The following is a 22,446-nucleotide window of genomic DNA, read 5'->3' as shown; positions in this document are numbered from 1 at the left end:
TCTGTTCAGACGCTGGGGGACCATTGGAACGCTCCGGAAGCGAAGCGCAAAGAGATGCGATGACCTGGCGCTATCTTAAAACACCCCACCAGCTCGGAAGAAGTCGTCTGATCTGTTGGCGACCAAACCGGTCATCCAGGAGATGGACCACGCCATGATCGGCGGGCGTGCGGATCACACGGCCGGCTGCCTGGACGACTTTCTGCAATCCGGGGTAGAGGTAGGTGTAGTCGTACCCGGCTCCGAACAGCTCTTCCATGCAGGCTTTCATCTGTTCGTTGACGGCGTTGATCTGCGGCAGACCCAGCGTAGCGATGAACGCGCCAATCAGCCGATCGCCGGGCAGATCGATACCTTCTGCGAAGGCGCCACCCAGCACCGCAAACCCGATGCCCTGGCTGGTGTCGGTGAAACGCGCCAGGAAGTCGCCGCGAGCGGCTTCCTGCATCCCCCGGGTCTGTTCCCAGAAGGGGAGATGGGGATGCCTCGCGGCAAGCAGAGCGGTGACTTGTTGGAGATAGTCGAAGCTGCTGAAAAACGCGAGGTAGTTGCCGGGGCGCTGGAGGTATTGCTGTGCAAGCAGGTCGACAATGGCTTCCAGCGATTGGGCGCGATGCTGATAACGTGTCGAAATGTGCCTGGCCAGGCGAACCTCCAGTTGCTCGGCACGAAAGGGGGACTCGACGTCGATCCAGACCCGGTTCGCCGGCAGGCCAAGCGTATCGGCATAAAACTGTCTCGGGCTGAGCGTGGCCGAGAACAGCACGCAGGATCGCGCTTCGAGTAAACGCGGGGCGAGGAAGGGCGCTGGCAACACATTGCGAATACAGATGACAGAGTGTCGACCAGGCGCGCTCCGTTGGGGCAGCAGCGTGCAATCGAATAGCGAGTGCGCTGCGAACAGTTCTGCCAGGCGGCAAAAGTGCATGGCGTCGAAATACAGGCTCAGCAGCGCCGGGTCGAGGCCCGCTGGCTGCTCGGCCAGATGGTCGTTGATCGCGCTGATGGTTTGCTGCAGGGCTCCGGTGAGTTTGTGCGGCAGCGGGTGGACCTGATAAGGCTCCGTCTGCTGGCCGTGCAACTCGCCCCAACAACGCAGGACGCGCTCGATAGACTTCTTTACAGAAGTTGGAGATACCTTTCGTAACCCTCTGAAAGTACGGATATCCAACTCAGCGGTGTACATGCCCCTGCCGCGTTCCAGCAGGTTGTGCGCTTCATCCACCAGCACGCTGACACGCCATTGATTGACCAGTGTCAGGCTGTAGAGCAGCGCACTCGAGTCGAAGTAATAGTTGTAATCGCCCACCACGACGTCCGCCCAACGGGCAAGTTCCTGAGCGAGGTAATAAGGGCAGACCCCGTGGGCCTGAGCCACGTCGCGCAGCGCCGTTCGGTCAAGCATCGAATGGCCAATGGCGGCTTCACGCGCAGCGGGGAGGCGATCATAGAAGCCCCGAGCGAGCGGGCAGGATTCTCCGTGACAGGCCTTGTCCGGATGCTCGCAGGCCTTGTCTCGCGCGGTCAGTTCCAGGACCCGCAGGGGTGTTGCATCGGTCGTCAGGCTGGCCAGCGCGTCCAGCGCCAGTTGCCGTCCGGAGGTCTTGGCCGCAAGGAAGAACAGCTTGTCCAGTCGCTGGCCGGGGCTCGCTTTAAGCAGCGGAAACAGTGTCGCGAGCGTCTTGCCGATACCGGTCGGCGCCTGCGCCATGAGGTGCGTACCGGTGCAGGTGGCCTTGTATACCGCTTCGGCCAATTGCCGCTGGCCCTGGCGAAACGTGTCATGGGGAAAGGCAAGCGCCGTAAGCGCCTGGTCGCGCTCGTTGCGATGCGCCAGTTCCTGCTCGGCCCAGGCAATGAAGCGCTGGCAATGGTCGTCGAAAAACGCCTGCAATTCGAGGGCCGTGAACGTCTCGACCAGCACGGTTTCCTTCTGGCTGCCCACGTCGAAATACACCAGCGCGACCTCCAGCGATGCCAGGGCACGCGCGCTGCACAGCAGCCAACCGTAGATCTTCGCCTGGGCCCAGTGCAGTTGGCGGTGATTGGCTGGCTGCCGCGATAGGTCGCCGCGGTGGGTCTTGATTTCTTCCAGGCGGTTCAACGAGGGGTCGTAGCCATCGGCACGTCCGCGTACGAGCAGGTCGCAGTATTGGCCTTCCAGCGTGACCTCCCGTTCGTAACCTGCCGCCCGACGGTCGGTGACGGTCGTGTGTCCGGCCATGCCTTCCAGCGCGGTGGGCGAGGGCGTGAAACGAAGGTCCAGATCACCCTGTTTGGCGGTGAACTCGCACAATGCGCGGACCGCAACCCGGTAGCTCACGCCGAGTCCTCGGCCCATTGCACATAGCAGACGGCAATGGGTATCGAATGTCCCAGGGCGAACTCGATCCAGCGTTTCTGGTTGTCCTGCAGGCGGTCGCCAGGCCCTTTCACCTCGATCAGCCGGTAGCGTCCGTCGCTGGGCCAGAACTGGATCAGGTCCGGCAGCCCGCTGCGATGGTTCGGAACGTCCAGCAGGATGCGCTGGAAACACAGGCGCAGGTGTTCAGCGGGCAGGCACGCCAGCGCATGCTCCAGCAGCGGCTCGTCGAACAACCCCCAACTGACGAACTGCGACAGCACGCCGAACTTTTCCCTGAATACCCGGCGAATGCAATCGCGGTATTCGCCGGTCCCGAGCTTGGCCAGGCATTCATCGAACAGCCCGGATCGACGCCCGTAGAAATCCGGGCGGGCCAGATCGGCCGGTGCGGCGTGGAACGGATGAAAGAACGCGCCGGGGAGGGGCGCGAAAATCGCGTCCCAGCACAACAGGCCCAGCAGGGAGTTGAACAGGGCATTTTCGACGTAGTAAACCGGCGCGTTGCTGTGCGACAAATGCTCGCGAACGAGGTGCTCGACGCTCAGCCCTGGCCGCCTGGGCAGCACGAGATCGATGCGCTCCGCTTCGGCCACGGCTCTGCGACGTTCCCCCGGCGCGCCGAGCACGCGACGCAGCCGCGGCAGTATGCGTTGCAGTTGCTGGGCCTCGTGTTCGTTTTCCGGAGCTGCATGCGCCTGGCTCGCCAGTTGGTAAGCGGCCTCCGGCTGATGGCACCGCTCGAGTACCCGGATCGTCCGTTCGCGCGCCCCTGGATAACCGTTGGCGGCATGCAGACGCAGGGCCTGGCTCAGATCGCCGTTACGCTCGCATTGGCGCCCGATAGCCAACAGCAGCTTGCCTCGCCGGTGCTCCAGCCATGGGTTGCCGTAGGGCGAGGCTGGAATATCGGCCAGTACCTCGTCCAGCGCTTCGCCGGCTTCGAACCGTTCGCGGCAATGATGCAGATGCAGATAGGCGTCGACCTCCTCGCGGCGGTGAAAGGCGCGCGAGGCCGCCGAGAAACTCACCTGTTCGTAGCGGAAGATGCCAAGATCGGCGAGGACGAACTCGGTCCAGTCCTGGTGGATATTGCCAAAGAACATGACCCGTAGCCGGTCGCACACATCGCCGATGTTGAGCTCGAATGCGACCTCGTCGAGTGTCTCGCACCATTTTCGGAACGGCTTCGGCTGGGCATGCTCGGCCGCCAGCCGCTGTAGCAGTACGTCCTTTCGCTGACCGCTGCGCGCGCCCGCGCCGAACACTCGGAGCAGCTCATCCTTGTTCAACAGGCCAAACAGCTGCGCCAGATCCAGCGTCGGGTCAGCGTCGATCCAGCCATGTTCCACCAGCGGTGTGGCGGCCTCCAGCGGGCAGCCGATCTCGGCGTAACGCAGCTTTCCGGCACGGAACAGTGAGCCCTTGCGCATCACCATACGGACCAGCAGTGCCTGCGAGGCTTGCGGGACGTCATGGAAGCGATCGAGAAACCGGCGCTCATGATCGTCCAGCAGATCGCCATGGCGTTCGCCGACCCAGGCAAGCACTTGCCGGAAGTTGTCGAGATAGTAGAAAGGGTTTTCCAGGGCCTGGCGCATCGAACGTCCGGTTCGGTCAAACACGGGCGCAGGTGCCCGCTCGACTGTGTATTTATACAGTTGTCGGCGGGTTTGGCAACGCCTGGACGATCAGCGGTTATCGTATCGAGGGCGTGCGCGTGGATGGCATTGGGAGGGTCGGCGAGCGTGCTGCGCTCGATCTCGGCGACCGTCTCAGGAGCCCGCCGAGCAACGAGCCCGGCAAAGCCGGGCTCGGGCGTGGTCAGACGGTCCGGGAGAATCGGCCACGTTGCTCGCCGCCCAGATAGGCGTCGAAGGCCATCGCCACGTTGCGCATCATCAGGTGGCCCTGGGGCATCAGCACAACCGCATCGTTGCGTATTTCGACCAGCCCATCGGCGACATGCTCATCGAGCTGGGCCAACGAGTCGGCAAAATACTCGCGAAAGACGATGCCGTGGCGTGCTTCGATGACGCTGAAATCGATGCGCCCGTGACACATCAGCGAAATGATCACGTCACGGCGCAGCTGGTCGTCGTCGCTCAAGGTGTAACCACGGTGCACCGGCAACAGACCTTCGTTCAGGCGGGCGTAATACTGCGACAGCTCCTTCACATTCTGGCTGTAGCTGTTGCCGACCTTGCCGATGGATGAAATACCGAGCCCGATCAGGTCGCAATCGGCATGGGTCGAATAACCCTGGAAGTTGCGCTGCAGCGTCCCGTTGGCGCGGGCGAGCGTCAGTTCGTCATCAGGCAGTGAAAAGTGGTCCATGCCGATATACACATAGCCGGCACCGGTCAGGCGTTGGATGGTCAGCTCCAGCAGTTCCAGCTTGCGCTCTGGCGGCGGCATGTCTTGCGGGCGGATCAGTTTCTGCGCGCGTACCAGTTCCGGCAGGTGCGCGTAGCTGTAGGCCGCGATGCGATCCGGGCGGATGTCGATGATCTTGTCCAGGGTGGTGCTGAAGCTGTCGACGGTCTGCAGCGGCAGGCCGTAGATCAGGTCGACGCTGATCGACTTGAAGTTCGCTTCGCGTGCAGCCTGCACCAATTCGCGGGTCTGCTCTTCGGTCTGGATGCGGTTGACTGCAACCTGTACCTGCTCGTCGAAATCCTGAACGCCGAAACTCAGCCGATTGAAGCCCAGCGCGCGCAAGCCGTGGATCTGCTCGGGTGTGACCGTGCGCGGGTCGACCTCCAGAGAGAACTCATGGTTGTCGCTGTCGTCCATGTTGAAGGCGTCGTGAAGCGCAGCCATCAGGTCGGCCAGCTGTTCACTGGTGAAGTAGGTGGGAGTACCCCCTCCAAGATGCAACTGGGTGAGCTTGCGCGAACAATCGAACAGGGCGGCCTGCATCTGGATTTCACGCTTGAGGTATTGCAGATACTCGACCGCGCGATCGGTCTTGTGAGTGATGATCTTGTTGCACGCGCAGTAGTAGCACAGGCTTTTACAGAACGGGATATGGATATACACCGACAGCGGCTTGGGCGTTGCGGCGTCGTTGCTTCGCTGCGCAGCGCTGCAATAGTCGTCGATGGCAAAAGCCTGATGGAACTGTGGCGCCGTGGGGTAGGACGTATAACGAGGCCCTGGTCGGTCATACTTCTCGACCAGGGCGCGGTTGAAACTCGGCGTTTGGTCCATGGTGGTTTCACCTTGTGGATTGATGGGTGAAGGGTCGACAGCCTGCCTGCGGCATCATGGCGCGATTATCCTCGATTCCAGTTACCGAGTCGGCTGTCACAGATCAAGAAGCTGGCGACCGGGCCGGCATGATCGACGGTCGGCCGGTAGCGCCTCGTCTTACCTGTGGCTCAGGCGCCACGCGCGCTGCCTCCCTGTTCACACCCGAAAGCTCCAATCAGGCGGTCAAGGTCCGCAACCATCATCCTGAGTATCGCGCGGAACGAAGCCGGTATGCAGCAGGGGAGGGAGCGATCCGTTGAACAGCCGCGCAAGAAACGCGCAGGCGCGGCCCGGTATCGAACGAGGCTCGCTATGTTAAAGGGAGCGGTAGGTGGGCGGCTCGTGCCGCAGGACCTGATGAGCGCAATCAGTCGTTGTACTGACCTGGATCAATCAGCCGGCTCGTTGCGTTTCCGTACAACGGACGGAATCGAATATTTTCCCCGCGAATCCCGCAGTCGGCACCTGTTAGGGCGGGCTTGCCAGCGAACGCCGCCCGTTCATTTTTCAAACGCCCACTTGGCAAGCCGCTTGGCACCAAGCACTCTATGCTTCACGCGCAAAGTCAACGACCACCGGTCAGTTGTCAGGAGTGACGGCAGGCCGGAATTTAGCTGTGGGAATGTGCGAACCCCTCGCCGTTTCGGCGGTCGTAGCCTCTAGTCAGCCGCTGTCGGCGGGACATGCAGGGTATGGCTGTTGACCGATCCAGGCGCAGTGCATCAACCGGAACTATCTTTTCAAGGACTCACATGATCAAGAAATGCCTTTTTCCCGCGGCCGGATATGGCACGCGCTTCCTTCCTGCGACCAAGGCCATGCCCAAGGAGATGTTGCCGGTAGTGAACAAGCCCCTGATCCAGTACGGGGTTGAAGAGGCACTGGCCGCCGGGCTCAACCAGATCGCCATCGTCACTGGACGCGGCAAGCGTTCCCTGGAAGACCATTTCGACATCAGCTACGAGCTGGAACATCAGATCCGCAACACCGACAAGGAAAAGTACCTGGTCGGTATCCGCAAATTGATCGACCAGTGCAGCTTCTCCTACACCCGCCAGGTGGAGATGAAAGGCCTTGGTCATGCCATCCTCAGTGGTCGGCCATTGATCGGTGACGAGCCCTTTGCCGTGGTCCTCGCCGACGACCTGTGCATCAACCTCGACGGCGATCCGGTGCTCGCCCAGATGGTCAAACTGTACAACCAGTTCCGCTGCTCGATCGTCGCGATCCAGGAAGTGCCGCCGGAAGAAACCAGCAAGTACGGTGTCATTGCCGGTGAAATGATCCGTGACGACATCTACCGCGTCAGCCATATGGTCGAGAAGCCGAAGCCGGAAGACGCGCCGTCGAACCTGGCGATCATCGGCCGCTACATCCTGACGCCGGATATCTTCAGCCTGATCGAGCAGACCGAACCGGGCAAGGGTGGTGAAATCCAGATCACGGACGCCCTGATGCGCCAGGCCCAGGACGGCTGCGTCCTGGCATACAAGTTCAAGGGCCAACGGTTCGATTGCGGCAGCGCCGAAGGCTATATTGCCGCGACCAACTTCTGCTACGAGAACTTCTACCTCACCGGCAAGGCGTTCTGAGCCACCCCCGGTCGAGCGAAAAGCCACCTGCGGGTGGCTTTGTTCGTTTCAAGGAGCTGGCATGTCCTCGGCGCCCGGCCCCAGCGGCTGGCCGTAACTGAACTCGACGTAATTGCCGGCCGGGTCCCGTACCCCGCAGTAGTAGCCCACCGGGTAAGGTTCATCACGCGGCTCCCATATCAGGCAGCCAGCCTGGCGAGCGCGAGCCGCAATCGCATCGACTTCGGCGCGGCTCGACAGGGCAAAGCCGAAGTGGCTGTAGTCGTTGTTTGCCAGTTGACGATCCTGGCCGCCCGGCATGATCACGAAAATGAATTCCCGCTCCTTCCCGGGCTCGGCCATCCAGACGATGCGCGAGCCTTTCCCGGCGCGCTCGTGGAATACATGCATGGCGCAGAACTGGGTGTAGAAGGCGATGCATGCGTCGAGATCGGGCACATGCAAGGCGAGGTGGGTCAGGGTAGGTCGCATGGGGTATTCCTTCGATGATCGGGCCTACGGCCTTGGGTTATGCTTGTGCGTTCTACAGGGGAGACAACAGTTCATGGCTTACGACTTCGATCTATTCGTCATCGGTGCTGGATCCGGTGGCGTGCGTGCCGCTCGTTTTGCCGCAGGCTACGGTGCCCGCGTCGCGGTGGCCGAAAGCCGTTACCTGGGTGGTACTTGCGTCAACGTGGGCTGCGTGCCGAAGAAACTGCTGGTCTACGGGGCTCACTATGCCGACGATATCGGCCAGGCCCAGGGTTATGGCTGGACCATCGATGGCGCGACCTTCGACTGGAAAACCCTGATCGCCAACAAGGACCGCGAAATCCAGCGGCTCAACGGCATCTACAAGAACCTGCTGATCGACAGCGGCGTGACGTTGCTACAGGCGCACGCACGGCTGGTCGATGCCCACACCGTTGAAGTCGATGGCCGCCATTACAGCGCCGAGCACATCCTGATCGCGACGGGCGGCTGGCCCTTCGTGCCCGATATCCCCGGCCGCGAACACGCCATCACCTCCAACGAAGCCTTTTATCTTGCTCAGCTGCCGCGCCGGGTACTGGTGGTTGGCGGCGGCTACATTGCCGTCGAGTTCGCCTCGATCTTTCATGGCTGCGGCGCCGCCACCACGCTGGCATATCGTGGCGAATTGTTCCTGCGCGGATTCGACGGTTCGCTGCGCGATCATCTCAAGGACGAACTGATCAAGAAAGACCTGGACCTGCAGTTCAACGCCGACATCGCACGGATCGACAAACAGGCGGACGGCAGCCTGCTCGCCACCTTGAAAGACGGCCGGACACTGGAGACCGATTGCATCCTCTACGCCACCGGCCGGCGGCCCATGCTCGACGGCTTGGGGCTTGAGAACGTCGAGGTCACACTGGACGAACGCGGCTTCATCTCGGTTGATGAGCGCTATCAGACCTCAACGCCTTCGATCCTGGCGATCGGCGACGTGATCGGTCGGATTCAGCTGACGCCCGTCGCGCTTGCCGAAGGCATGGCGGTGGCACGACAGCTGTTCAAACCGGAGGACTATCGGCCGGTCGATTACAACACCATCGCCACGGCGGTGTTCAGCCTGCCGAACATGGCGACCGTCGGACTGACAGAGGAGCAGGCCCGCAAGCAGGGCCACAAGGTGGTGTTGTTCGAGAGCCGCTTCCGGCCCATGAAACTGACCATGACCGGCAGCCTCGAGCGCAGCCTGATGAAACTGGTGGTCGATGCCGAGTCCGACAGGGTGCTGGGCTGCCATATGGTCGGTCCGGATGCCGGCGAGATCATGCAGGGTATGGCGGTGGCCTTGAAGGCGGGCGCTACCAAACGGATATTCGACGATACCGTCGGTATCCACCCGACCGCGGCCGAAGAGTTCGTCACGATGCGTACGCCAACGGGTATCTGATCGAGCCGCGCATCACCCCCGCCGAGCTGTGCAACGCGAAGGGAGCGAGGCCATTCGGCGCAGACGTTTCGCGTAGCGACAGGCCGCGGCGGCCTGTCGCCCTCCGGTTCGTTTGCGTCAGTGATGCGTGTGGACGTTGCGGTCGGAGGAGGGTGCCTGTTCCTCGATGGCGACGTCGACGGTCACCTCACCGGCCTTCTCGAACATCAGCGTCAGCGGGAAACGCTCCCCGGCCACCAGTGGTTCGCTCAGCTTGAACAGCATCACATGGTTGCCGCCCGGCTTGAAGGCCACTTCGCCACCGGCAGGCAGCTCGACCGAATCGATACGCTCCATGCGCATGACGTCGCCCTTGTGGACATGGGTATGCAGTTCGGCTTTCTCGGCGCGGGGCGTCTGTACGCCGATCAGCCGATCGGTCGCGTCGCCGGGGTTGTTCAGGGTGAAATACACCGCGCCGGTCGGGGCGCTCGGTGGCATGGCGCGAGACCATACCTGAGACGCGACAGGCGCCGCGTCCGTCGTGTGATGGCGGTGGGCGTTGTCGTTGGCCAAGGCGGTGAGGGTGGCCGTGCCAAGCACTAACGCGGTTACCAGACGAAGCAGCATGAGTCTCTCCAGGTGGTTTCGATGCCGAACATTAGCATGAGACCCTGCGGTCCGACGTGTGTCCAGGCTAACGAATCGGCAGCACGGCTCGTCGTAATGGCCCCTGCAGGGTGGCCTCGTTTCTGTTTGAATGGTCAGGCACACCCATCTGATCGGAGAGCGTTCACCCAATGGAGCGAAGTCGTTGGCGTCACCGGTTGTTGTCCGGCGGAAAGGAACCCGATCCGCGCTTCACGCTGGCCAACGAACGAACCTTTCTCGCCTGGATTCGCACGTCCCTGGCGCTCCTGGCGGGCGGTGTGGCCGTCGAAGCCTTTGCCGGGGGCATATTCAGCCTGGAGGTGCGCAAGGTCCTGTCGATCTCGCTGTTGTTGCTGGCGATGTTCATCAGTTCGACCGCGTGCGTTCGTTGGTTGAGCATCGAGCGAGCCATGCGCCACAGCGGCCCGTTGCCGTTTCCGTTGCTGATCCCGATCCTGTCCATCGGCGGCACCCTGGTGACCCTGGTGCTGATCAGCTTCGTCGCGCTTCGCAGCTGACCATGCACGTCTCCTTTCGCCGACGGCTGGAGCCGAAATCGCCAAGGCCGCCGCTGCATGAAGACCCTGGCCTGCAGCCGGAACGCACCTCACTGGCCTGGGGTCGAACGCTGCTCACCATGCTCACCGTCAGCGCGCTTTTCTTGCGTTGGATGCCGTATCACGGCGCCTTCGTCGGCACGCTGGTTGCGCTTTCGCTGATCACCGCGCTGGGCATCTGGACCACTCAGCAGCGCCGCTACATGCGCAGTGCCAGCGGCGTGAAAAGCGGACGCATCCACGCCGACGCGGCCTCTGTGCTCTGGCTCGGCGCGGCGGTTTCGGTACTGGCTGCGCTGGGGCTCTACACCGTGATTTTCTTACCGATCCATAGCTGAGACAGCCATTAGCAAGAGGCGCCAATGACCACCGCCAATCAGCAATTCGCCAGCGACAATTACTCGGGCATCTGCCCGGAAGCCTGGGACGCCATGGCACGGGCGAACCAGGGCCATGATCGGGCCTACGGAGACGACCAATGGACGAGCCGTGCCGCCGATCACTTCCGTCAGCTGTTCGAAACCGATTGCGAGGTGTTCTTCGCATTCAATGGCACCGCAGCCAACTCGTTGGCGCTCTCGTCGTTGTGCCAGAGCTATCACAGCGTGATCTGTGGCGATATCGCGCACGTCGAGACCGATGAATGCGGGGCGCCGGAATTCTTCTCCAACGGCTCGAAGCTGCTGGTGGCCAGGACCGAGCAGGGCAGGCTCACGCCAACGGCGATCCGTGAGATCGCACTCAAGCGCAAGGACATCCATTACCCCAAGCCACGCGTCGTCAGCGTTACGCAAGCCAGCGAAATCGGCACGGTGTATCGCCCCGACGAACTGCGAGCCATCAGCGATACCTGCAAGGAGCTGGGTTTGCATCTGCATATGGATGGTGCGCGCTTTGCCAATGCCTGTGCCTTTCTCGGCTTGTCGCCTGCGCAGCTGAGCTGGAAAACGGGCGTTGATGTGCTCTGTTTCGGCGGAACCAAGAACGGCATGGCGGTGGGCGAAGCCATCCTGTTCTTCAACCGCGATCTCGCCGAGGACTTCGAGTACCGTTGCAAGCAGGCCGGCCAGCTGGCGTCCAAGATGCGCTTTCTGTCGGCGCCCTGGGTCGGGTTGCTGGAAACCCATGCCTGGATGAAATATGCCGAGCACGCCAATCGCTGCGCGCAACTGCTCGCCGCACTGATCAGCGATGTGCCGGAGGTTGAGCTGATGTTTCCCGTGGAGGCCAATGGCGTCTTCGTCAGCATTCCGCCCGCGGCGCTCGACGCGCTGAGAAGTCGCGGCTGGATGTTCTACACCTTCATTGGTGTCGGTGGCGCGCGTTTCATGTGCTCCTGGGACACCCACGAGGATCGTGTCCGACAGTTGGCTGTCGACATCCGCAGCGTGGTGATGCAGCACCGATAGCCAGGGGAGGGGGTTTGTGCGTCGTCAGTGACACGAGCGAAGCGCTGCGCGGCCCGGAAATGGAAAGCCCCGCGTGCGGCGGGGCTCCCTGTGGTGCGTTGCACGGCTGATGAGGTCAGGTGATGAACAGGCTGATCACCAGGCAGATAGCGAGGCCGGTCAGGCCGACGATGGTTTTCATCACCGTCCAGGATTTCAGCGTGTCGGAGACGCTCATGCCGAAGTACCGGTTGGCCATCCAGAAGCCCGAGTCGTTGACGTGCGAGAAGGCGGCGCCACCACAGGCAATGGCGATGGTGCACAGCGCCAGCATTTGCGGGCTTGCGCCAAGCAACTGAGCCACCGGTGCCGTCAGGCTTGCGCCGGTAATCATCGCCACGGTGCCCGACCCTTGGGAAATCCGCATGATCGCCGCCGTTGCGAATCCGAACAGCACGAGCGGCATGTTCATGTCCTGCATCGCATCGGCGAGAATCTTGCCAACGCCTGATTCGACCAGCACCTTGCCGAACACGCCGCCCGCTCCGGTGATCAGGATGATGATCCCGGCAGGCTCCAGCGCCTTGGTGGCAATCTTCTGCAACTGGTCCGCCGTGAAGCCGCGGTTATGTCCGAATATCCAGAAGGTCAGCAGCGTCGTCAGCAGCAGCGCGATGATCGGGTTGCCAATGAACATGAACAGGTCACGCAGCGGGTTTCCTTCGGCCAGCAGCATCTCGGCCGAGGTGTTTCCGAGGATCAGCACCAGCGGCAACAGCAGGGTGAGGACCACGCCCTTGAATGCCGGCAGCTTGCTCGGGTCATCGAACTTGCTTTCCCCGGTCACCATGTATTCGGGAACCGGAACGAAGATACGGCTCGAAATGAACTTGCCGAACATCGGACCCGCGACGGCCATCGCAGGCAATCCGGCGATCACCCCCCAGATGATGACCCAACCGAGGTCCGCGCCCAGAATGCTGGCCGTCGCGATCGGACCGGGGGTTGGCGGAAGAAAGGTATGGGTCACGCTTAGCCCTGCGCACAGCGGGATGCCGTAATAGAGCAGCGACTTGCCGGTACGGCGTGCGATGCCGTAGATCAGCGGCACCAGGATGACGATGGCCACGTCAATGAATACAGCGATGGAGACGAGGAAGCCGACCAGCCCCAACGCCCAGGGAACGGTGCGATCCCCGCATTTGTCGATCAGGGTCAGCGCCAGGCGCTCCGAACCACCCGAGACGCGCAGCATCTCGCCGAACATCGATCCGAGTCCGATGATCAACGCGACGAAGCCCAGCGTGCCGCCCATGGACTTGACGATAAATGCGAGGAGGTCTTGCGGCGCCATGCCAATGGCGAGCCCTGCGCCGAGACTGACCAGAATCAGCGCAAGGAAGGGTTGGAATTTAAGTTTGACGATCAGGAAGAGCAGGGCGACGATCGAGGTCGCCGTAACCGTCAGTATCAGGGCATTACTTTCCATTCGGACTCCGATTGTTATTGTGAGGAGCGTAAAAGCGCGCCGGTGCCCCGGCGCATGCGCAAGCGCTGAGTGAGATCAGTCGCTGGAACCACCCGGGACCCGGCCTTGCATGGTCGGCGGACGCAGGAAGTCGAAATCGCAGCCTTTGTCGGCCTGGGTGATCTGTTCGAAGAAGAGCTTGCGATAACCGCGCTCGGCGTTCTGGGGTTTGGGCAGCACAAGGGCGGCGCGCCGGCGCTCGAGTTCATCCTCGGCTACCAGCAGGTCGATGCGGCGCTCGGAGACACTCAAGCGAATCCGATCGCCACTGCGCACCAACGCGAGCGGTCCGCCCAATGCAGCCTCCGGCGTGACATGCAGCACGATGGTTCCGGCAGCGGTGCCGCTCATGCGGCCGTCGGATATCCGCACCATGTCCTTGACGCCAGCGCGCGCGAGCTTTTTCGGAATCGGCAGGTAGCCCGCTTCAGGCATGCCGGGCGCGCCAATCGGGCCGATATTCTTGAGCACCAGCACATCGTCGGCGTTTACGTCCAGGTCAGGATCGTCCAGGCGCCGGGCCAGATCCTCGGAGTTTTCGAACACGACTGCACGGCCTTCGTGCTCCATCAGCGTGGCGTCGGCGGCCGATTGCTTGATGATGGCGCCTTCGGGCGCAAGGCTGCCGCGCAAAAACGCGATGCCACCGACCGGATAGATCGGGTCCTTCACGCTGCGCACCACGTCCTGCTTGAATGCCGGCACCTGGTCCAGCTCTTCGCCCAATGTGCGACCGGTTACGGTCAGCGCGTCGAGATGGAGCAACGGACGCAGTTCGCGCAGTACCGTCTGCAGGCCGCCTGCGCGATGAAGATCTTCCATGTAGTGCTGCCCGGACGGCTTGAGGTCGACCAGTACCGGAGTGTCCCGGCTCATGCGATCGAACGCCTCCAGGTCGATGTCATAGCCCATGCGTCCGGCAATGGCGGTCAGGTGCACGATCCCGTTGGTGGAGCCACCGATGGCCAGCAGCACGCGCAGGGCGTTCTCGAACGCCTTGGGCGTGAGGATCTTGTCGGGCGTGAGTTGGCTGCGGGCCATTTCGACGGCTTGCTTGCCGGTGAGTTCGGCAATGCGCATGCGATCGGAGGTAACAGCCGGCGGCGTCGCTCCACCGGGCAACACGATTCCCAGCGCCTCGCCGATACAAGCCATGGTGCTGGCGGTCCCCATGACCGAGCAGGTTCCGACACTGGCAACCAGCTTCGAATTGACCTCGACGATCTCAGCCTCGTCGATCTCCTCGCCACGGTACTGTCCCCAGTAACGTCGGCAATCGGTACAGGCACCGACGCGCACGCCACGGTGGCCGCCCGTCAACATGGAGCCGGTGATCAGTTGCACGGTGGGGATGTTTGCCGAGGCGGCGCCCATCAGCTGTGCCGGTACGGTCTTGTCGCAGCCACCAATGAGCACCACGGCGTCCATGGGCTGTGCCCGGATCATTTCTTCCGTGTCCATCGACATCAGGTTGCGCAAGTACATGCTGGTCGGCGTGGAAAAGCTTTCACCGATGGAGATGGTGGGGAAGTCGATTGCGAGTCCGCCGGCCAGCATCACGCCGCGTTTGACCGCCTCGATCAGTTGCGGTGCGTTGCCGTGGCAAGGGTTGTAACCGCTACCGGTGTTGACGATGCCAACGATGGTGCGGTCCAGCGCATCGTCCGTATAGCCGGCGCCCTTGATGAACGCCTTGCGCAAAAAGAGCGAGAAGCCGGTATCCCCGTAATTCGTGAGCCCCTTGCGCAGGCCCGTCGGTACGACCACGGCATCGTCTGTTTTCTTGTCCACCATCGGATTCCACCTTTGTCGATATTATTATCAATAATCTGATGGGCGCATTTAGCCACGATATGAATACCGTGGCAACCCATGCGGGCGCCTCCGTTGAGGCCGTTTCAGAATCCCTCTATAGTCCTCCAGGTAAGTTCGATCAGCCGCTGGAAACGCCCTTGGATGAAACGCAAGTAACGCCGGTTTCCGATGCAGGTATCAGCCCGCACTCGGTCATCGAAACGCTGGAAGAAGAGATCGTGCTCGGCACGCTGCACCCGCGCGAGCGCCTGGTCGAGGACGACCTGATGGCGCGCTTCGGGCTCAAGCGCCATGCGGTACGTAACGTGCTCGCCGAACTCGAACAAATGGGGCTCGTCGAACGCAAACGCAATATTGGCGCACTGGTGAAGGCCTATACGATCGAGGAGGTCGAGCATCTCTACGAGGTCCGCGAGCTGCTGGAAACCCACTGTGTCCGGCTTATCCAGCTGCCGGTCCCCGAAGACCGCCTGCAGACGCTGCTGGCGATCCAGCACGCCCATGATGATGCGGTGGAGCGTGGCGATCTACGCCAGGTATTTCGCCTGAACGTGCGCTTTCACCGAGAGCTGTTCAGCCTGGCGGAGAACCCGGTACTGGTCGAGGCCATCAGCAATCATGCGCAGCGAGCCCACTCGATGCGCTCGTCGACCATCGCCATGCCGACCCAACTCGAACGCTCTCGGCAGGACCACTGGGCGTTGATAAACGCCTTGCGAGGCGGCGACGTGGACGCGTTGGTATCGCTGTGTCGTGAACATTTGTCGCCGTCCAAGGAAGCCTATATCCAGGCACAGAAGCTGCGTGCAGGCCCAGTCGGCAGATTGTCCGCCGGTGGATAACCGGCTTCGAGCGGCGCACGATTTTTTTCGCCGAACAGGACGAGCGATATGAACCAGACGGCACGCGGGGCCTCACGGGAGAGGAAAGACTCAGCCCTCCGGTGATCCCATGTCGCTGTTTGGCACAGTCTCATCATGAGGGCGAAACCCCCGGAGGCTAGCCAACGAGCAATTGAGCCGCATGGCATGTAGCCGCTTGGCTTGCGCAGCCGATGCCAATCTTGCCGCAGCCCTGGGTGGCCAATCTCACCTCCCGAACTACCGAAGCTGTTGACTCGAATAAACGGCTCGGGCGGTGCGGCGCGAAGCGGCCGTGCTAGGCTTGGTTTTGGCTGTTTGCACAGCCGTTACGAACAATTACGCTTGGCCCGACTCGGCGCCTTGTTTGGAGTCCCGCATGATCGCGCGTTCGCCATCAGAGCTTCCAACCGAACTCTCCGCATTCGTCGCCACGCATTTCGCCGACCGAGGATCCAATCCGGATCGGTTGATTGCCGAATCCTGGTACCGCAGCATCCATGAGCACGGGCTCGATCCCGCTCGATCCGCTTCTCACGTTCAGCTTGAACATCACGAGATCCGCCTGCATCAAGAAGAGCACCATGACTTTCTGGCCATTGCGAGCCAGGGCATGGAAGGGCTGTCGCGGCGCCTGAACCCAGCGGGGTTTGCGGTACTGCTCAGTGATCGCCGCGGTATCACGCTCGATGCACGGCTGCCTGGAGAGTACAGCCCCTATGCGGACTCGGGGCTGGTGGTCGGCAGTTGCTGGGACGAGTCGCTGGTAGGGACCAACGGTATCGGTACGGGGCTGGCCGCGGGCCAGCCGCTGATTATCCACCGGGACGAGCATTTTCTCAGCAGCAACGCCATGTTGAGTTGCTCGGTGGCGCCGCTGTTCGATCCTCAGGGTGCGTTGCTGGGGTGTCTCAATGCCTCCTGCCTCAACAGTGGTGGGCCGAAGCAGGCGCAGTATCTGACACTGCAGTTGGTGAGCCTGTACGCGCGACTCATCGAGAACGCCAGCTTCCGCCAGCGCTATGCCAGTTACGCAATGCTGACCTTGGGCGGTGATGTCGGCGACCTGGGCAACGAGCGGTTGTTGGCGCTTGATGCGGCGGGCCGAATTCTCGGAGCCAACCGCGCGGCTTTTGTGGCCGCCGACCAAGGGAGCGCGCTGCTGGGGGTGGCGGTTCAGGATGTCTTGTCGACGTCCCTGGATGAGCTGATAACCCTGACGCAGGGTGGCCAGCGCGCCGCGAATCTACGGCTGGCCGGCGGGCCTGTGCTGGAGGTCACGCTGCGTATGCCGGCCACCGCCACGCGGCGCGCCAGGAACGAGCGTGGTCTGAGCGTCGTTCCGGCAGAGCCGACGCTTGAACACTTGGCCGGGGAGGACTCAGGTCTGCAACGCTCCGTCCAGAAGCTGCGGCGCGTGCTCGATCGCGACATTCCGCTGTTGCTGACCGGCGAGACCGGCACCGGCAAGGAAGCCTTTGCGCGGGCGATCCATCACGCCAGCGCGCGCGCCAGGGGGCCCTTCGTTGCGCTCAATTGCGCGGCGATCCCGGAGTCGCTGATCGAGAGCGAGCTGTTCGGCTATCGCGCCGGGACCTTTACCGGCGCTAGCCGTCAGGGGATGAAAGGCAAGCTGGAACAGGCCAATGGCGGGACGCTGTTCCTCGACGAGATCGGCGATATGCCGGCGCATCTGCAAACGCGGCTGCTGCGCGTGCTGGCCGAGCGGGAACTGGTGCCGCTGGGCGCCGCAACACCGGTGTCGTTGAACGTGCAGCTGGTGTGCGCGACGCACCGCGACCTGCCCGTCATGGTGGCTGCGGGCGAGTTTCGTGAGGACCTCTATTATCGACTCAACGGGTTGACTATCAGGCTGCCCGCCTTGCGCGACCGGGCGGATCGCGTGGGGCTTATCCGCCGCGTTCTAGAACGTGAGGCCGGGCATGAGCGTGTCGAGCTGACCGCCGAGGCGATGGAGCGTCTGGCCGCTTACGGGTGGCCTGGCAACGTGCGCCAGCTGATCAACGTGCTGCGCTGTGCGGTCGCGCTGGCGGACGACGGGATGATCGGTCTCGATTGTCTGCCGCCGGAGATCATGTCTGTGCCTGCGGAGCGGTCATCCGTTGTGCAGTCGCTGGAGACGACCCGGGACGCTGCCGAAGCGGCCCATCTGCAAGCGACACTCGAGCAGCACGGCGGCCATGTCACGTCGGCCGCCCGTTCCCTCGGCATCAACCGCGCCACCTTTTATCGCAAGCTGCACCGTTACGGTCTTACCGCGCTGCGCAAGTGATGCTCGCAGGCGACTCGGTGTTTTCGGTGGGCTGAAGCGGAGCGCCTCTCGGTCCACCCTAGGGTCAGCCGCTAGTCGTCGCTCGATCGCGTAAAAAGAACCCCGCCGGGGCGGGGTTCTTGGTCAGCTCAAATCACTCAGCTTTGCACATACACCGCGTGAGTATGGGTGTACTCGTACAGGCCGTGCTTGCCGTCGGCGCCACCGATGCCGGACTTGCGCACCCCGGCGTGAAAGCCTTGCATCGCCTCGAAGTTCTCTCGGTTGATGTAGGTTTCGCCGAAGTCCAGACCGGCCGCGGCCTTCATCGCGGTGGAGAGGTCGCGGGTATAGATCGAGGAGGTCAGGCCGTACTCGCAGTCGTTGGCCAGGGCGATGGCTTCGTCCAGGTCGTCGATGATCTGCACCGGCAGTACCGGGCCAAAGACTTCCTGGCGCATGATCTCCATGTCGTGCGAGCAGTTGGCGAGCAACGTCGGCTGGTAGTGGAAGCCCTTGCCCAGGTCCGCCAAGGCGCCGCCGGTGATCACCTGCGCGCCTTGGCTCTGTGCGGTACGCACCATCTGCTCGACCTTGCGCAGCCCGGCCTCGTTGATCAGCGGGCCCATTTCCACGTCCGCCTGGGCGATGGGGTCGCCGTAGCGCGTCTCGGCCAGGGCGCCGGCGATGCGCTCGATGAACTGCTCGGCCACGCCGCGCTGCACGTAGACGCGCTCGGCGCAGTTGCACACTTGCCCGGTGTTGATGATGCGCGAGGCGCGAATGGCGGTTACGGCCAGGTCCAGGTCCGCGTCGTTCATGACGATCGCCGGGGCCTTGCCGCCCAGCTCCAGGTTGAGCTTGGTGACGTTCTGCGCGGCGGCGGCCATGATCCGCTGGCCGGTGCCGACGCTGCCGGTAAAGCTGATCATGTCAATCTTGTCGCTGGTGGTCAGCGCGCTGCCGACGCCGGCACCGCTGCCGCAGACCACGTTGAACACACCCTTGGGCAGGTCGGTCTCGGCCACCAGCTTGGCGAATTCGAAGCAGTTGTTCGGCGTTTCCTCGCTGGGCTTGATGACGATGGTGTTGCCGGTCACCAGCGCGGGCGCCATCTTCCGGGCGATCAGGAAGAACGGGAAGTTCCACGGCAGGATGCCGGCCACCACGCCCAGCGGTTTGCGGAACAGGAAGATGTTCTCGCCCGGACGGTCGCTGGTGATGATCTCGCCCTCGATACGCCGCGCCCACTCGGCCATGTAGTCGAGGTAGTCGGCGGTGAAGTTGACTTCCACCAGCGCCAGGCTCTGGATCTTGCCGCCTTCCTCGGTGATGACGCGAGCCAGACGCTCGGCGTTCTGGCGAATCTTGCTGGCGATGGCGCGCAGGTAGCCGGCACGTTCGATGGCGGGCTTCTGACTCCAGCTCTTCTGCGCGGCGCGGGCGGCGGTTACGGCGCGTTCGGCGCTGGCGGCGTCTGATTCCGGCACCCGGGAAAGCACCGCGCCGGTGGCGGGGTTGCGCACTTCGATGAGGCTGTCGCAGGCGACGAAGGCGCCGTCGATGTAGTTCTGGTAGGTAATTGGATCAGTCATGTCGGTCTCCTGAGGGTCAGTTGCTGGCCGTTTTCTGGGTCGGCTGCGGCAGGTCGTTCGGGCCGTGCTTCACGCGGTCGTGGGCACGCTTGATCAGGTACTGATGGATCTGCTCCATCTGGTCCATGCTGAACGCCTCAGCAAACGACGGCATGCCATCGGGAATGCGCGCGCCGTGGAGAATGCCGAGGAACTGCTCATGCTTTTCCGGGGCGAGCATGCGCAGGTCCGGCAGCACGCCGCCGCTGACCGCGTGGATGCCGTGGCATTGCGAGCAGTAGCCGTCGTACAGCTTGGCGCCGGCCTCGACCGTAGCCGCGTCGGCAGTCAATGGCGGTGGCTTGGGTGCATCTTCACGCGGCGCTGGTTCCTGCAGTTCGGCGGTACCGCCGAGCTTGTAGGTCAGCACCTGGGCGTAGGGCTGCACACCGGCGCGCAGCGAAAGGGCGCCGGCAAAGGTTGAGAAGGCGCCGCCCCAGCCGGCCATGAAGGTCACGTACTGCTCGCCATCGACGCTGTAGGTGATGGGCGCGGCCATGACACCGCTGGCAGCGGGCTGCTCCCACAGCTTCTTGCCGGTGTCGGCGGCGTAGGCAATCACGCGCCCATCGGCGCTGCCTTCGAAGACCAGGTTGCCGGCGGTGCTCAGGGTGCCGCCGTTGAAGATGGTGACGTAGGGCACTTCCCAGGCTTGTTGCTGCTTGACCGGGTCCCAGGCGATCAGCTTGCCGGACCAGGTGTCGGCGTACTTGCCGAGACCTTCCGGATCCTCGGGCATCATCCCGGTCTTCAGGCCCAGCTGGTACATGCTCTTGAACTTGTTGCGCGCCGGCGCATCCGGCACGTGCTCGTACCAGGCGGACATGATGTGCGCTGGAATGTAGACCAGCCCGGTATCTGGGCTGTAGGACATCGGGTGCCAGTCATGCGCGCCCCAGAAGCCCGGCTGGACCAGCTTGGCCTTTTTCTCACCCTTCCAATAAGCGGCGGCTTCGTCGTCGACGATGGGCCGGCCGGTCTTCAGATCCACACCCTTGGCCCAGTTGATCGGCACGATGTTCTCGGCAGACAGGAGTTCGCCGGTGGCGCGGTCGATGACGTAGAAGAAGCCGTTCTTCGGCGCCTGCATCAGTACCTTGCGCGGTTTGCCCTCGATTTTGAGGTCAGCCAGGATCATGTGCTGCGTGGCGGTGTAATCCCAGGCATCGCCCGGCGTGGTCTGGTAATGCCAGACGTATTCGCCAGTGTCGGCGTTGACCGCGACGATCGAGGAGAGGAAGAGGTTGTCGCCCTTGCCTTCGCTGCGCCAGATCGGGTCCCACAGCGAGCCATTGCCGACACCGATATAGAGTAGATTCAGCTCCGGATCGTAGGCGAAGGAGTCCCAGGCGGTACCGCCGCCGCCTTGTTCGACGAAGGCACGGCCGTGCCAGGTCTTCTTGGCGATTTCCATGCCCTTGCCTTCGGCCGGCTTGTCCGGATCTCCCGGTACGGTGAAGAAGCGCCAGGCCTGATCACCGGTCTCGGCATCGTAGGCGGTGACATAGCCGCGCACGCCGAACTCAGCGCCGCCGTTGCCGATCACCACCTTGCCGTTGACCACACGTGGCGCGCCAGTGATGGAGTAGCTGCGGGCCTTGTCGTAGCGGGTATCGACCGACCAGACGCGCTCGCCAGTCTTGGCATCGATGGCTTCCAGGCGGCCGTCGAGCACGCCGACGTAGACCTTGCCCTTCCACACGGCGACGCCGCGGTTGATCGCATCGCAGCAGGCCTCACCCGCGCGGGAGCGGTCGGACTTTGGGTCGTACGTCCAGATTTCCTTGCCGGTGCGCGCGTCGAGCGCATAGACGATGGAGAAGGGGCCGGTGGTGTACATCACGCCGTCGACCACAATGGGCGTGGCTTCCACGCCGCGGTCGATGTCCAGCTTGTAGCTCCAGGCCAGGCCGAGTTCGCCGACGTTGTCATCGGTGATCTTCTTCAGCGGGCTGTAGCGCTGCTCGCCGTAGTCGCGCCCATGGCTCATCCAGTTACCGGGTTCGGCGTCGGCATTGGCGATGCGCTTGCCGTCAACGTCGGCGGCGTGCAGTGGCAGGGATAGCAGGGCGGCAAGGCCGGCGCCAAGCAGGGCGGTGGGCCGTCGGCCCGAATAGGGATCGAATTGTTTCATCGCAGGCTCTCTCTTGTTATTGGTCTGGCCGCCCCGTGGGGCAGGTACTTCAGGGAGAGCAACCGCTGTGCCAGTCGTTCCGATCTGGCTGCAGAGCCAGTGGCGGCGCGGCCTTGCGCGAGCAGGGGCCGGCGCGGTTGAAGCGGTCTGTCGCAACCGGACCGTTGCACGGCTGCAGCAACTGTCGCGTTTCTGCGACAAGGTTGCGGCGTCGGCAGGCGCGGCGGCAGCAGGTTGGGCAACGCGGCGGCGGTTCAAAACGGGTTGCTGGGCAGTTGAAAAGGCAGCCGTAGGGCTGTTTCGGCGGCGCAAACGGCAAAACGGTAAGTCTTCACGCTCGCTTGGCATGTGCGTTGCCTTGATGATGCGCAGGCATTTGCAGGGTTTTCCGCATCAGGGCGTTTCTGTACTTTAAAAACGCGCTCCGGTGCGCCTGGGCTTAAGACTGCAATCCCTTCGTCCTGAGGGCGTTCATGGCTCGTGAGCCGTCCGCCTGGCAACAGAGGCCTGCGGCAG

General features: G+C 62.8%; 16 protein-coding genes. 7 read left to right on the top strand and 9 right to left on the bottom strand.

Annotation, left to right across the window (positions count from 1 at the left end; all coding sequences use genetic code 11):
• Nucleotides 1-70: 70 nt before the first annotated feature.
• From GQA94_RS14605 to hemN, 3 genes are all read right to left on the bottom strand, one after another.
• Nucleotides 71-2,323, bottom strand: coding sequence for an ATP-dependent DNA helicase (locus GQA94_RS14605; RefSeq protein WP_158188700.1), 2,253 nt, complete (start codon nt 2,321-2,323; stop codon nt 71-73).
• Nucleotides 2,320-3,963: a VRR-NUC domain-containing protein gene (locus GQA94_RS14600; protein ID WP_158188699.1), complete on the bottom strand. Its 1,644-nt coding sequence runs from the start codon at nt 3,961-3,963 to the stop codon at nt 2,320-2,322. The genes GQA94_RS14605 and GQA94_RS14600 overlap by 4 nt, the downstream gene beginning before the upstream one ends.
• Before the next feature lie 223 nt (nt 3,964-4,186).
• On the bottom strand, nt 4,187-5,575 hold the full coding sequence (gene hemN / locus GQA94_RS14595; RefSeq protein WP_158188698.1) for an oxygen-independent coproporphyrinogen III oxidase: 1,389 nt from the start codon (nt 5,573-5,575) through the stop codon (nt 4,187-4,189).
• A 794-nt stretch (nt 5,576-6,369) separates the two neighbouring features.
• On the opposite strand from hemN, the gene galU reads away from it, so the two are divergent.
• Nucleotides 6,370-7,209 carry a UTP--glucose-1-phosphate uridylyltransferase GalU gene (gene galU / locus GQA94_RS14590; protein ID WP_158188697.1) on the top strand — a complete coding sequence of 280 codons (840 nt, stop codon included), beginning with the start codon at nt 6,370-6,372 and terminating at the stop codon, nt 7,207-7,209.
• Between the two features lie 48 nt (nt 7,210-7,257).
• On the opposite strand, the gene GQA94_RS14585 is transcribed toward galU, so the two are convergent.
• On the bottom strand, nt 7,258-7,680 hold the full coding sequence (locus tag GQA94_RS14585) for a VOC family protein (protein WP_158188696.1): 423 nt from the start codon (nt 7,678-7,680) through the stop codon (nt 7,258-7,260).
• 73 nt (nt 7,681-7,753) lie between these two features.
• Here GQA94_RS14585 and gorA point away from each other — a divergent pair, with 73 nt between their 5' ends.
• Complete coding sequence (gorA, locus tag GQA94_RS14580) at nt 7,754-9,112, top strand: glutathione-disulfide reductase (protein ID WP_158188695.1); 1,359 nt, start codon at nt 7,754-7,756, stop codon at nt 9,110-9,112.
• A 117-nt stretch (nt 9,113-9,229) separates the two neighbouring features.
• Here the strand turns inward: gorA and GQA94_RS14575 are convergent, their stop codons facing one another.
• A complete protein-coding gene (locus GQA94_RS14575; RefSeq protein WP_158188694.1) occupies nt 9,230-9,721 on the bottom strand; it encodes a copper chaperone PCu(A)C in 492 nt (163 codons plus the stop codon).
• 170 nt (nt 9,722-9,891) lie between these two features.
• Here GQA94_RS14575 and GQA94_RS14570 point away from each other — a divergent pair, with 170 nt between their 5' ends.
• From GQA94_RS14570 to GQA94_RS14560, 3 genes are read left to right on the top strand one after another with little or no spacing between them, the layout of a single operon-like run.
• Nucleotides 9,892-10,260, top strand: coding sequence for a YidH family protein (locus tag GQA94_RS14570; RefSeq protein ID WP_158188693.1), 369 nt, complete (start codon nt 9,892-9,894; stop codon nt 10,258-10,260).
• A 2-nt stretch (nt 10,261-10,262) separates the two neighbouring features.
• Entirely contained in the window at nt 10,263-10,637 is a 375-nt protein-coding gene (locus GQA94_RS14565) for a DUF202 domain-containing protein (RefSeq protein ID WP_158188692.1), read from the top strand.
• A gap of 24 nt (nt 10,638-10,661) precedes the next feature.
• Nucleotides 10,662-11,708, top strand: coding sequence for a threonine aldolase family protein (locus tag GQA94_RS14560; RefSeq protein ID WP_158188691.1), 1,047 nt, complete (start codon nt 10,662-10,664; stop codon nt 11,706-11,708).
• A 115-nt stretch (nt 11,709-11,823) separates the two neighbouring features.
• On the opposite strand, the gene GQA94_RS14555 is transcribed toward GQA94_RS14560, so the two are convergent.
• Nucleotides 11,824-13,176: a gluconate:H+ symporter gene (locus tag GQA94_RS14555; RefSeq protein WP_158188690.1), complete on the bottom strand. Its 1,353-nt coding sequence runs from the start codon at nt 13,174-13,176 to the stop codon at nt 11,824-11,826.
• Nucleotides 13,177-13,251: 75 nt separating this feature from the next.
• Complete coding sequence (locus GQA94_RS14550) at nt 13,252-15,009, bottom strand: IlvD/Edd family dehydratase (protein ID WP_158188689.1); 1,758 nt, start codon at nt 15,007-15,009, stop codon at nt 13,252-13,254.
• A gap of 158 nt (nt 15,010-15,167) precedes the next feature.
• Between GQA94_RS14550 and GQA94_RS14545 the strand changes: the two genes are divergently transcribed.
• A complete protein-coding gene (locus tag GQA94_RS14545; protein ID WP_199270047.1) occupies nt 15,168-15,872 on the top strand; it encodes a GntR family transcriptional regulator in 705 nt (234 codons plus the stop codon).
• A gap of 397 nt (nt 15,873-16,269) precedes the next feature.
• Nucleotides 16,270-18,183, top strand: coding sequence for a sigma-54-dependent Fis family transcriptional regulator (locus GQA94_RS14540; protein ID WP_158188687.1), 1,914 nt, complete (start codon nt 16,270-16,272; stop codon nt 18,181-18,183).
• Between the two features lie 137 nt (nt 18,184-18,320).
• Here the strand turns inward: GQA94_RS14540 and aldA are convergent, their stop codons facing one another.
• Both aldA and GQA94_RS14530 read right to left on the bottom strand, forming a co-directional pair.
• A complete protein-coding gene (gene aldA / locus GQA94_RS14535) occupies nt 18,321-19,757 on the bottom strand; it encodes an aldehyde dehydrogenase (protein ID WP_158188686.1) in 1,437 nt (478 codons plus the stop codon).
• A gap of 16 nt (nt 19,758-19,773) precedes the next feature.
• Nucleotides 19,774-21,930 carry a PQQ-dependent dehydrogenase, methanol/ethanol family gene (locus tag GQA94_RS14530; RefSeq protein WP_158188685.1) on the bottom strand — a complete coding sequence of 719 codons (2,157 nt, stop codon included), beginning with the start codon at nt 21,928-21,930 and terminating at the stop codon, nt 19,774-19,776.
• Between the last annotated feature and the right edge of the window lie 516 nt (nt 21,931-22,446).

This window comes from Stutzerimonas stutzeri (assembly GCF_009789555.1).
GTDB lineage: Bacteria > Pseudomonadota > Gammaproteobacteria > Pseudomonadales > Pseudomonadaceae > Stutzerimonas > Stutzerimonas stutzeri_R.
This window is presented reverse-complemented; position numbering and strand designations above follow the sequence as displayed.